Origin of the sequence: Paenibacillus mesotrionivorans, assembly GCF_046098205.1 — a bacterium.
Taxonomy (GTDB): domain Bacteria; phylum Bacillota; class Bacilli; order Paenibacillales; family NBRC-103111; genus Paenibacillus_AR; species Paenibacillus_AR mesotrionivorans.
Genome location: NZ_JBJURJ010000022.1, coordinates 105,481 through 118,120 on the forward strand (window position 1 = coordinate 105,481; position 12,640 = coordinate 118,120).

Below are 12,640 nucleotides of genomic sequence, written 5' to 3' on the forward strand. Positions count from 1 at the left end.
CCCCTCCTTTCTCCGGGAAGGGACAGCCTGCCCCATCCTTTTGCACCCTGCTCCAGTGTTCCTTTCATAAACCCTACCTCAAGCCCCCGCCTCATACAGGCCTTGCCGCCAGCTCCGTAGGAACCGGAATTTCTGCCAGAAGTGCCGCCAGCACCTGCTCCTCAGTAAATTCCCGGGCGCGGAATTCCGGCGTTAACTGGACACGGTGGGCAAAAACCGGAATGACTGCTTCCTTCACATCATCCGGGGTCACATAATCCCTTCCGTCCAGGCTGGCCAAGGCCTGAGCCACAGCCAGGAGCGCCAGGCCCGCACGGGGGCTGGCCCCGAACAAGAACCGCTTGTCCTCCCGGGTGGACCGCACCACACGCAGGAGATAGTCCTCCACCTCCTGTGAGGTCCGCACCTGCCGGCATTCCAGACGGCATTGCCGCAATAGCTCCGGGGTAATCACTGCCTGTGGCATCTCCGGAGCCGAAACCGAACGGAACCGGTGAAGAATACGAGACTCCTCCTCCAGGCTGGGGTAACCCAGACGCACCTTCAGCAGGAAACGGTCCAATTGGGCCTCCGGCAGGGGAAATACACCCTGGGATTCTACCGGGTTTTGAGTAGCGATAACGAAGAACGGCTCCTCCAGCCGCTCAGACAGCCCGTCCAGGCTGATTTGCCCCTCCGCCATCGCCTCCAGCAGGGCAGAAGCAGTGCGGGGCGTAGCCCGGTTTATTTCATCGAAGAGAAGAAACTGTGTGAAAATCGGCCCCTTCCGCAGGCTGAACTCCCCCGTCTGCGGCTGGTAAACCAGCCCGCCCAGCAGATCCTGGGGCAGCAGATCCGGCGTAGCCTGCACACGCGTGAACCGCGCGTCGAAGCCGCCGGCCAATGCTTTAGCCAATGTAGTTTTTCCCGTACCCGGCACATCCTCCAAGAGCACATGGCCCTCCGCCAAAAGCGCCGCCGTCATCAGCCGGATCGCCTGCTCCTGTCCCACTACCTGCTTGCCTATCTCCGCACGCAGGCGGTTGTACAGCTCCTTTATTCCCACCATGCTCCCAACCAACTTTCTAGGCCGTGTCTGAAAACCCGCTTGAGGGCATCTTTCACCGCCTTTTCGCCCCTGGCCTCGTCACTTTCGCTTGACGTACCCCCGGTACGCCTTCACGAAAGTTCCTTGCCATGAACGAAAATTCGCCAAAATCTGCTCCCCTCGGAGTTGTCAGACACACCCTGGTAGATTTGTTATATAAAAGGATACCACAAACCCGTTGGCATCCGGCAAGTAAAATTTCCTCCGGCATGGCAGCCGCCTGCCTGCTTGTATCCCCCGCATCCGATCCACTATAATGGGAGAGAACTGACGTATTGTGCTTTTTCTGGAGGAGTTTGCGATGATCACCCTGCTCAGCTGCGGCTACAATTATGCCCATCCCAATGGAATACGGATCGTCCGCCCCAATGGTTCCGATGACTATGCCTTTGTGCTGTTCCGCACCCGGGCTGAGATCGTGGTCAATGACGTGCCTATGACCGTTGACAAGAATACCTATATCCTCTTCCGGCCGGACACCAACCATCTGTACCGGGATGTGGAGCTGCCTTTTATTAATGATTGGTTCCACTGCAAAAAAGAAGGGCTGGAGCCTTTCCTGGCATCACTGGATTTCCCTCTGGACACTCCCGTCAAAGCCGCCGACCCGCTGCTGATTTCCAAGACCATTATGGAGCTGCAAAGCACAAGCCGCCAAACCGGCCCTTACCGGGATTCCATTCTGGATGCCGACTTGCGTTCTCTGCTTATGAAGCTAACCGTGTGGCGCACCCATGATCAGGCCCTTCCGGAGAAAACAAGCCGGTACTACCGCCAGCTGACGGACCTGCGCAATGAATTGTACAGCTCTCCGGGCAACCGGCATAAGGTGGAATCCCTGGCCGCCTCGGTAAACTTAAGCAAATCCTACTTCCAGCACCTGTATAAGGAGCTGTTCGGGGTTTCCGTGATGACGGATATTATTAACGGCCGGGTGGATTACGCCGGCTACCTGCTGAACAATACCCAGCTGTCCGTCACGTCCATCGCCACCATGTGCGGCTACGACAACGACACCCACTTTATGCGCCAATTCAAAAAAGTCACCGGACGCACTCCCAGCCAGTTCCGTGGGGGGCCCGTATAAAAACGCCTGGAGTCTCGGAAAAGCTGTACGAACCTGCCTGATCTGTTTCGTCATGTGTATTTCCGGCGGTGACCTTAGTCCTTGATGATTCTAACGGCGGCCACAGCCGCTATTTCAGCGAAAACATGCCTTCCAAAAATCTAACGGCCGCCACAGCCTCTATTAGGCCCCATTGCCCCATCGTAAGCCCCTTTTTAACCCAATAACGTCTCCTGCTTCCGTTAGATTTTATAAACTCCTGTTTTGGTGCAAATAGCGGCGCTCACCGCCGTTAGAAATAAAGCCATCCGCAAACGACAGCACACGCAAGCGGCACTCCTTCACCAAAAAGGAGTGCCGCTTTCTTTTACCCGTTGACGGCTCCCTTCCACAGTCATATAATATATCGTAACGATATATCGGAGGGATACATACAGATGCTCAACTACATCGTATTAGGCATGCTTTATAACGGCCCCTTAACTGGCTATGATGTGAAAAAATGGATCGAAAACGGCATCGGCGTTTTTTACAAGGCCAGCTACGGCAGCATTTATCCCACCTTGAAGCTGCTTTCCGAGCAGGAGCTGGTGCGCCTTTGTCCGGAGGAGCAAGGCTCATCCCGGCAAAAAAAGCTCTATGAAATCACCCCGAAGGGCCGGGAGACATTCCTCGATTGGCTCAGCCAGCCCATTGAAGCCGAGGATAGCGGCGGCAAACAAAACCATCTGGCCAAGGTTTATTTTTTCGACGTGCTGCCGGAAGAGATTGCTTCCCAACAGCTGGCGGAATATGAACGAAAAAATCTCGACTACCTGAACCGCCTCCTGGCGCTGGAGCGTTCCTTTGATTCCCCGGGCAATCAGAAGCATCATTATTATAAAATGTCCACGCTGTATTATGGCATAGGCATTGTGCGGGAGACCCTGCGCTGGTGCCGCCACGCAAGGCTGAAGCTCCCCTTCCGGGAGCTATACGAAGGAGGTATGGCTTATGAAACCGAGTGAGAACCGGATCATCCCCATTGATCTTGGAGGAGTCAACAGCTATCTGGTGGAAACGGAGCAGGGATTTGTGCTGGTGGATACAGGCGGTCATCTGGTCCTGGACCGTACCTTTGACAACCGGAGGCAAAAGCTGCTGGACGCCCTGGAGACGCATGGCTGCACCCCGGGCCGCCTGCGCCTTATTCTTCTGACCCACGGAGATAACGACCATGCCGCCAACGCCGCTTACCTGCGCCATAACTTTCAGGCCCCTATTGCTCTGCATCCTGCAGACCTGCCATTGGTGCAGAGCCCGGACCTGCCGCTTCTGATGGCCAGCTTCCGTTACCGTTCCCCAATACTCCGCATTATCTTCCGGGTGATGAAGAGCAAGATTACGCTCGTCACCCGCAAAACACTGGATGACTTCGAACGTTTCCAGCCGGATCTTCTGCTGGAGGACGGAATGGAGTTAAGCGGCTATGGCATTCATGCCCGTGTCGTCAGCCTGCCCGGCCATACTCCCGGCTCTGTGGGGCTGCTGTTCCGGGACGGCTCCTTTCTGTCCGGCGATACCCTGGTCAACAACAAAAAGCCCGCCGGCGCTCCCAACGCGGCAGACTTTAAGGCTTTATCGCAAAGTATAACCCTGCTTAAGGGCATGAACATTCAAACCGTGTATCCCGGTCACGGAACATCCTTCAGCTTCCGTGAGCTGGGATGAGCCCCAGTCCGCAGACTGAAGCTTTTGTACATCCTTATCAAGAGAAATAAGCGGCGGATTCCCGCACAACAGCAGCCATGGGCAGATGATAGGGACATTTCTCCTGGCATAAGGGCTGCTCCCGGCAGGGCTCATAGTCTGCGCAGGAAAGCAGCTTATCTTTATGCTTCTGGTAGAAGCCGTCTCCCTTCGGCAGCAGGCCAAACTCATCCCGCAGCCGGCTGGAGATCATCACATCGGGAATCGGGATCCCCAGCGGACAGGTGCAGTAGTTGCACCGGCGGCAATCATGTCCCCCTAAACGCCCTGCCAGGGCCTCCAGCTCTGCCTGCTCCTGCTCCTCGACCTCCTTCTCGAAGGCCCGGAGATTCTGGCGGACCTCCTCAGCGCTTGCCATACCGGACAGCACCACATGGACATCCTGGCTGTACGGATAACGTAAAGCCCGTTCCACAGGCTGGAAGAAACCTCCCGACAACGGCTTCATGGCCACTCTGCCCATCCCAAGCTCGGACAATGTAGGGATCAGGTCATTCACGGCGAAGGGCTGGCCCAGGTTCAGGTGAAACAACGTCGTATCAAAACGGCCGGAGCGGACCCAGCGGGCCAAAAGCTCGGGACGGTGTCCCGTAATCCCGATAAACCGCACCTTTCCTTCCCGTTTGGCCGCAAGTGCTGCCTGGTAGGCACCATCCTCCGCCATCGCCGCGTTATATTCATGTGGACGATTTACATAATGGATCTGCAGCAGATCAAGGGTATCCGTCCTCATTCGTTCCAGACTCCGCTCAATCTCCGCTTTGGCGCCGGCATAATCCCGCTGGGCCGTTTTGGTGGCCAAGAAGAATTCCTTCCTGCGGTGGGAGATGGCTTGTCCGATAATTTCTTCGCTATTCCGGTATCCCGCCGCGGTATCCACATAATTGATGCCCAGGTCCAGAGCCTCATTCAATGCGGTATGTGCCTGTTCATACGGCACGCCGGGGAGATTCATAGCTCCGAAGCCCAGAGCCGATACATTCCAGCCGGTAGAGCCCAATTCACGGTATCTCATCAGCATGCCCTCCTCGCTTAGTTACTCGTTACGACCAATCGGATCGTTAGCAGCTAATCCTGATTTTAACACAGCACATGAGGATTTTCCTGCGAATTGAACCCAAATCCTTAAAGGCGGTTACCCTCAAAAAAAGCTGAAGAAGAATGAAATTGATGTAAGCAGCTATTGCATGAACCCCCGTGTCCCCCGGATATCATAAAGCCCCGGCGCCAGCCTTCTGGCATTCCGGGGCTAAACACATGCTACGGCCGCATCTGCTGATACAGCCGGTAAATCATAACCGCCGCCTGGGCGCGGCTGGAAGCTTCATACGGAGCAAACCGTCCGTCGCCCACACCATCCGCAATACCGGTTTGCTTCAGGAAACGGACAGCCTCCCGGGCATATCCGGCTAACTCCTGCTCATCGGCAAACGCGCTGTTTTGCCCTTCCTGCTTCAGCTCGCCCTCCAGCTGCCGGATCACGCGGTACAATACCACCGCCATATCCTGGCGGCTGATCTCTTCGTGGATGCCGAAGCTGCCGTCCTCCCTGCCCTGCACAATACCCAGCTCCTGGGCGGAGGCCAGTGCGGCGTAATACCAGCTGCCCTGCTCCACATCCGCCAGTGTGGACTTCGCTTCCGTGCGGGTAAGGTCAAAGGCATTCATCAGCATGGTGACAAACTCCGCCCGGGTGACCCTCCCCTCAGGGTGAAACTGTCCTGCGCCGATGCCGCTAACCGCCTCCCGGGCGGCCAAGGCTTCGATGCCCTCCTGTGCCCAGCCGAACCCTGTCAGATCGGTAAAGGCTACCTCGTGGTGTACGGCTGCAAATTTGCCCAATTCATGCGGCTGAAGCAGTATTCTCTTCGTTGCCGGATCATAACGGCTATTTTTCAGCACCTTCAGTTTTTCAGCTTTATCGCTCCATGTAAAGACAATCACTTTATGGGGCTTTTCTCCAGGCTGAAGGGAATAGTCCAGCTCCACCTTCACTTTGGATGTACCGAAATCTGATACCTGCCTCCCGTTCAAGGTTAAAGCAAGGTCATACACATCGGCCCCGTGCAGCATAGCTTGGGCTTTCCCGTCCGAATCAGCCCTGGGTGCCTTCGCGATCTGCAGCTTAACCTTCACACCCGCTTCCCCCTGAATGGCAAGCAGCTCTGCCGGTAAGGTCACAGAAGCTAAACCGGCGGCATGGATACGGATAGCTTTTATGTTGCCTGCTTCCCCCCGGCTGGCGAAGGTAATGGGCAATTCCACCTCCAGTCCCTGCAGCGGCTCTGTGGAGGCAATCTCGATATCCACTGTGCCCGAAAGCTCTCCAGCCTGCTCCACTGCCTTCTTTACATCCGTCTCCCGCAGGACCAGACGGGAGATACCGCCGGCAGCAGGAGTCACGGTGACTGCAAGCTTTCCTTGGCCGACGGAATCAGCAGCCTTCCCCGGATCTGGCGAAGGGCCTGAGCTGCCGCCGGAATAGACTGCCGGAGCTAGGGGTGTTCCGGTGACCGTTATGCCGGATGACAGGTTTCCTGCCTGGTCCCGGGTGCTGATCCGGTAGGTGTACGATATCCCATTGTCCAGGCCGGATATGATGATGCTCCTCTGCCCCGCAGGGACATACACCGCTTCCGTAACGGAAGGCACGGGGTTCTCCCGTATGATGCGAACCGATGCCAGATCCTCATCCGGGGGATCAGACCAGGCGAGTGTCAGCTGCCCGTCTCCTGGGCTTACAGCAGCTGCGGTCACCTCACCTGGGGGTGTGATATCCGTTTCACCGGGCTCGACTGGCCCTTCCACCCGGATGTTCACCTCATCCGTCCATTGCCCATCTGCACTTATGGCTGTGACTACCGCTTGCCCCGGACTGACAGCCGTCACCAACACATGAGTTTTCCCGTCGATAGGCTGGTATACAGCATCCGTCACCGTGGCTACTGCGGGATTGCTGGTTGTAAACTGTATGGTCTTGTCGCTGGCATCCTCCGGATGAACCGCTGCCCACAGTGGAAATTGATCCCCCGCCTGGATAACAGCAGGCATTCCGTAGGTATCAATGGATACACTGGTTGCCGGCACAGTAGGAATAACAGCTTGGAGGGACAAGGCTGCGGAGAAGGTCTGACCTCCCCGCTCCACGGCATCAATTTGAACCTGATTGGCGCCTTCCTGAAGCGGAAGGTTCAGACGGAAGGTATTGACATAATTGCTGCTGTACGGTGTGGGAATTTCCGTTCCATTCACCCGAACCTTCAACAGGGCTCCTTTATTCGTCCGGCCTGACACCCCATACACCAGCCCTGTTACCGTACCGTCCATTTGATCCAGCTTGATGATTGGCGGTGCCGCATCTCCGGCGGTTGATCTGTTTTCATGCGTGGCACCGTAAGGATCTGTTGCGGCCAGAGAGAACTTCACGGCATCAGCAATGGTGATGTCGGTTCCGTTGGTGGTCAATTTCACATATTGTCCGGTGCCGGGAGCAAATTTGTATGTGCCCAGGTATACCCACATATTGTCAACGCCATTTTGATGAATGCGTATGGAATTGTCCTTCCCGCCATCATAGGCAATTTCCAAGGGAATGTTGTAGCCCCGGCTGCCTGGCGAATTCCAAAGCATGTATACATTGTATTCACCGGCTTGTGTAACATAAGGCGTCCACTTGGCCCATTTGCCGGCAACATTGTTGTCATGGAAATAATTAAGGCCAAAGCGTGATGTCGTATATTGGCTTACCGACCAGCCGCCGTCCGACGTAAACCCGCTGTCCAGATTGTCTACAATCAGCTCCACACGGCTGTCCGGAGATGTCCTCACCGCAAGCTCCGCAGAGGCTCCGGACATCAGCCTGTTGATATCCGCTGCCTGGAGCTTGTAATAATAGGTAGTATTCTCTTTAATCCCGCTCCAATCGGTATATTGGCTTGCTGTCAGCATCGTACCGATCCGGTTCGTTTCCGAAGGCTCAAATTCCGGCGTTTCGCTGCGGTACAAATTGTAGCCCAGCAGGTCCGCCTCCTGATTTGGCTCCCAGGCCAATCGAACCTTTACTGCTGTGGATTCAAGAGCATGCAAGCCCTGCGGTATGGAGGGAGGTGTTGTATCCTTCGCTTCCTGTGTGGTTGCAGTCACAATAGCGCTGAAGCCGGACAGATTGCCTGCATAGTCCATTGCCTGGACCTTGAAGCTGTAGGAGGTTTTCTCCGCGAGCCCGCCCACACTGTATGAGGTTCCGTATGTTTCCGCAAGAATTGATCCATTCCCATCGGAGATCCGGTACCCCTTAATCCCCGAACCTCCGGTATCCGTTGCCGCATTCCACGAAACATCCACAGATGCTTTCTTGGCAGCTGTCACCCGCAAGCCGTTTGGCACCGAGGGAGTTTCCGTATCCGTATAAACGGGCGCAGCAAGCGGCTCGGTTCTGGCGCCGTAGAGCAGACCGCTGCCATTGGTGCCGACGTAGACCCGGCCGTGAACCTGGCGGTCTCCGGTCATGGCGTTGGGGTCATTTCCGGGGAAGGGCTCATCCACACTGGCCTTCACCCAGGTTTCCCCCATATCATCGGAGCGGAATATGGCTTCCTTGGCATGCCCCGCCACCTTCCCATAGACGAATACGGCCGGATTCAACCTTCCGGGAGCATGTTTGCCAAAGCTGAACAGGAATGCCGTCTCTACGCCCTCAACCTTCGCGAAGCTTTTTCCTGCGTCGCTGGAACGGTATAATCCCTGGTTATTGAGGCCGACCCAGACCTCTCCCATGATCCCGGGAGCCGCCTCCACATTATGCCATGCAGTGGATTGTGCAGGCAGGGCTCCTCCCGGACTCCAGGAAATGCCTCCATTAGTGGTGACGTACATGCGGCCGGACTTGTCATACAGATAAAAGATACTGCCGTTCACCTTATCCGAGGACAGCGGCTGATAATAATTCCCGAACACGTTGTCACCGGACAGTCCCCCCGACGGTGCTCCCACACCCCGCTGCCAGGTAACCCCCCGGTCAAGCGTCACATACACATCACTGCGCTGGGGCATCCAGATGATGTTATCGGGGCTGGTAGCTGATACCGCCACTCTTCCTCCCTGAGCCTTTTTGTAAGGCAGCGTAGCGAATCCGGTATAGTTTACGCCTCCATCCAGGGAATAGGCGCCGTTGCCCGGGCTTTCCCGGTTATCCCCATTCCACCCGTACGTTCCCACACGCACGACATATTCCGGATCGGTTACCTGCACATCGATGCCCGTAGTGGTCATCAGTCCGATTGCGCTGCTGCCCGTAAAATAGGTAGATGCAGGAAAATCAGTCAGCGAAACATGATCGAACCCCCCGTTATCGGCAATGCCGCTGTGCAGAATCGCTCTCCCCCCGGGAGGGCTGGTCAAATTACTGACATTAACCGTAGACTCCAGGCCTTTGGCATAATTGGTCCATTCCGAAGGCGCCACCGTAATGTCGTCAGTCCTCCAAGGGTAATACCAGTCCGTAAACCACACCCGCTTGGAGTTGTAAGGGTCAATCACAATCGAAGAGGTTTCCGAGGACCAATGCCAATCGGGCATCCATGGCGTGCTAATATTGCGGGTATAGGTCAATTTTGTCCAGGTGGCGCCGCGGTCTGTGGAACGGTAGATCGGATTGTTATGCTCCCCCATACCACGTGCTGTCATGATGACGTTCTTATCCGCATGGTCTACGGTGATGCCGATAAATATTTTCCCCGCTTCCCCTGGAGGTGTCAAATCCACCCAGCGATTGCCCTCCAGTCTGGCAATCCCTGAGCTATGGGTGACATACAGGTAGCCGTCCTGGTCGATAAGGGCCTTCTTAGGCTTCACCGGGCTGCCGGACAGCAGCGTCCAGGTTGCTCCTGCATTGCGGCTGACATATACACCCGTATTGAAAGCGCCTGCATAAATGGTCTGACTGGGCTGCCCGTTCCCGCCTGTAGCCGGATCGAAGGCAATAAAGGTAATACCGCTATTGGTGCTGTCGGCTAATGCCGGGAAGGAAGCCACCTTCTCCCAGCTTCCGCTGTTGGCTGCGGCAGTGCTGCGGAAGAGCCCCTTGGTCCGGGAGCCGTAATAAATCACATTCCCATCGTTGGGATCAACTGTAATCCGTTCCGTGATTTTATTAACGCCGTTGGCATTCATAGGGACATCTGCCCCGCCAGCCTTCAGATTGGTTCTGGTCCAGGTTTCTCCCCGGTCCACAGATTTATAAATATCGCTGGGCGACCAATAATCATACTTGCCTAATGCAGCATAGAGAATGTCGGGATTGCTGGGGTCAATCGCCATGCTGTCCACCCCGTACAAATTCACCTCACTGCGGTCGGCAAAACCGACCAGCTGCCTCCAGGTTTTCTCCGCCTCATTCCAGCGGTACATGCCGCCCACATCCGTCCGGATGTAAACCAGATCCTGTTCGGCCGGATGGGCTACCATCCCGGTCACGTAGCCGCCCCCGCCGATAGGGACGCCACTCCATTCATAGGGGTCCTGCGCCACAGAGCCTTGGGCATAAACAGACCTGCTCCCTCCGGAAAAAGGAGCTATGCCTCCGCAAATCAGAACAAACGCCAAAAAGCATAACGCCAAACGGGGAGTGCCTTTCCAACCGCGTCTTTCATGCATCCGTTCCCTTCTCCATTTCATGAACGCTAATCTCCCTTCCGGTTTCAGCTGCAGCTCTTATCAGCATGATGAGTGCATGTTCAATTATAGGCAATCCGCAGGTCCCCTTACAGGTGACAAACCTTCAATTTCTGGTGGATTCCTATAGAGGCTCCATACCCAGACCATTCCCCGAATAAATCATAAAAAAAAAGACCTGCTCCGTTAGAGCAAGTCCCGGTCAACAGGTTACTGGAAACACCCGTTACTTGATGCTGTCCCGGTAAGCACTGGGCGTAACGCCAGCTATCTTCTTGAACAGCTTCGTAAAATAACTGGGGTCGGCATAACCTACCGCATAGCAAATATCGTACAGCTTATTCCGGGGGTTGCGCAGCAGCTCTTTCGCCCGTTCCATCCTGACCTGGGTCAAATAATCGTTGACCGTCCTCCCGGTCTCTTGCTTGTATAATAGGCAGACATAAGTAGGCGTCAAGAATACATCCCGGCCAATATCGGTAACTGTAATATTCTCCGAATAACGGGCATTGATGATCGCCTGCACCCGCTCTACCAAATTACCGGACTTTCCGTTCCGCCGTTCCCAAATCAAGGCACACCGTTCAGAAAGAAGCTGCTCCAGGGTACGGTGAAGCTCCTCAAACGTTTCTTGCCTGGCCAATATCTCCCAAACCGAGGACTCTTGCGCATACGGTCCTTGTATCCCCAGCTCCAATAGGAGCTGGTCAGCCAGAAGGGCCAGCTGCAGGCTGAGATTGCGGATATAGTCTGCTCCACTTCTCCAGCTTTTGGCCAACTGGCCAAAAATACAATCCAGTTCTTCCTGCAGCCGCTCCGCATCTCCTGCCTTCATCAGGACTGTAAGGCGCTCGATTCGCGTGTGATCCACCCGAAAAACCTGCTCCTCGGAAGGTTCCGGACTGTTTGTAGTAATGATGCGGTTTTTGCCTAAATACCATTTCCGTTCCGCTGCGTCCCTGGCTTGAGCGTAAGAGTGGCTGATATGCCCCAGCCCCTTGCTCCGATCCCCCACACCAATGGTAACCGTCAAAGCCAGCCAACGCTCCAGATTATACCGAATCGCTTCGGCTAACGCCAGCAGCCGTTCCTCGCAAAACCCTTTGCTCTCCAAACAGAGAATACACACCAATTCTCCGCTCCGCACCTCAAAGACATATCCGCCCATGTCCAGGTCCATAAGCTCCTGGCAAACATTAACCGCGGCATACATCAGCAGCTGCCTGTCCCGTTCATTGCGGGAAGCCAGCATTTCCGCATAATCATCCACACTGATGACCAATACTACATAATCTGCCGACACCGGCAGGTTGAGCTCCAAAAAAGCGATCCGCTCCTGTATCAAACCGGGAGACAGCCTCTGCCCCAGAAGTGCATACAGGAACCGCTCACGCAGAAGCGGCAAACTTTCCCTCAGCTTCACCTGCATGTCCCGGGCCACCTGCAGCTGTCTTTCCTGCTCTGCCAGCTCCATGGTAATCCGCCTCACCACCTGGCGAAGCTCACGCAGATTGACTGGTTTAAAAATATAATCCACTGCATTCAGCTGCAAGGCCGACTTCAGATAATCCGCCACAGTATGCTCGCTGACAAAAACAATTTTGATTCGGGGGTAACGTTCCCTCAGCCTCCGGGATAATTCAATTCCGTCTAAATGATGCAGCCGCACATCCGTCAATACGATATCTGGCTTCAGACGCTCCGCCTCTTGTAGGGCCGACTCCCCGTCCTCAGCCTCCCCCGCCACCTCAATGCCGTATGCACTCCAATTCAAATAATGGCGAAGACCGTAGCGTACCCTAGGCTCATTATCTACAATTAACAGCTTGTACATGGGCGTTGTCCCCGCTCTCCAGTATTTCCTTTTATTATACGGGAAGAAGCAGGAGCCTGCAGGAAAATGGCAGCTCATTTCTAACGAATATCAGAAGCCTTATTTCCTCTGACTGCACTCATTTGAGCCGATTATCACGGAATAAGCTTCTACAGATTCGTTGCTATGAACGTTTTTGTCAAGCCCTCCGGTTTAGCAGGGTCGGAGCACGTGGCGCGGGAGCAAATAAACG

The 12,640-nt window shown here is 55.2% G+C and carries 7 protein-coding genes; 3 read left to right on the top strand and 4 right to left on the bottom strand.

Translation table 11 applies throughout. From position 1 onward, the window contains the following. Nucleotides 1-91: 91 nt before the first annotated feature. Nucleotides 92-1,048 (bottom strand): AAA family ATPase, encoded by a 957-nt coding sequence (locus ACI1P1_RS26415; protein ID WP_416219516.1) that lies wholly within the window; start codon nucleotides 1,046-1,048, stop codon nucleotides 92-94. 340 nt (nucleotides 1,049-1,388) lie between these two features. Here ACI1P1_RS26415 and ACI1P1_RS26420 point away from each other — a divergent pair, with 340 nt between their 5' ends. The 3 genes from ACI1P1_RS26420 (at nucleotide 1,389) to ACI1P1_RS26430 (ending at nucleotide 3,863) form a co-directional block, all read left to right on the top strand. Beyond that, entirely contained in the window at nucleotides 1,389-2,174 is a 786-nt protein-coding gene (locus ACI1P1_RS26420; RefSeq protein ID WP_416219517.1) for a helix-turn-helix domain-containing protein, read from the top strand. 416 nt (nucleotides 2,175-2,590) lie between these two features. After that, complete coding sequence (locus tag ACI1P1_RS26425; protein WP_416219518.1) at nucleotides 2,591-3,160, top strand: PadR family transcriptional regulator; 570 nt, start codon at nucleotides 2,591-2,593, stop codon at nucleotides 3,158-3,160. Continuing rightward, the gene (locus tag ACI1P1_RS26430; protein ID WP_416219520.1) at nucleotides 3,147-3,863 is read left to right on the top strand and encodes an MBL fold metallo-hydrolase; all 717 of its coding nucleotides are present in this window, start codon (nucleotides 3,147-3,149) and stop codon (nucleotides 3,861-3,863) included. The genes ACI1P1_RS26425 and ACI1P1_RS26430 overlap by 14 nt, the downstream gene beginning before the upstream one ends. 37 nt (nucleotides 3,864-3,900) lie before the next feature. On the opposite strand, the gene ACI1P1_RS26435 is transcribed toward ACI1P1_RS26430, so the two are convergent. The 3 genes from ACI1P1_RS26435 to ACI1P1_RS26445 all read right to left on the bottom strand — a co-directional run bounded on the left by ACI1P1_RS26435 (nucleotide 3,901) and on the right by ACI1P1_RS26445 (nucleotide 12,408). Then, nucleotides 3,901-4,917, bottom strand: coding sequence for an aldo/keto reductase (locus ACI1P1_RS26435; RefSeq protein ID WP_416219521.1), 1,017 nt, complete (start codon nucleotides 4,915-4,917; stop codon nucleotides 3,901-3,903). A 245-nt stretch (nucleotides 4,918-5,162) separates the two neighbouring features. Further along, nucleotides 5,163-10,577 (bottom strand): S-layer homology domain-containing protein, encoded by a 5,415-nt coding sequence (locus ACI1P1_RS26440; RefSeq protein ID WP_416219522.1) that lies wholly within the window; start codon nucleotides 10,575-10,577, stop codon nucleotides 5,163-5,165. A gap of 223 nt (nucleotides 10,578-10,800) precedes the next feature. Continuing rightward, a complete protein-coding gene (locus tag ACI1P1_RS26445; RefSeq protein ID WP_416219524.1) occupies nucleotides 10,801-12,408 on the bottom strand; it encodes a response regulator transcription factor in 1,608 nt (535 codons plus the stop codon). Between the last annotated feature and the right edge of the window lie 232 nt (nucleotides 12,409-12,640).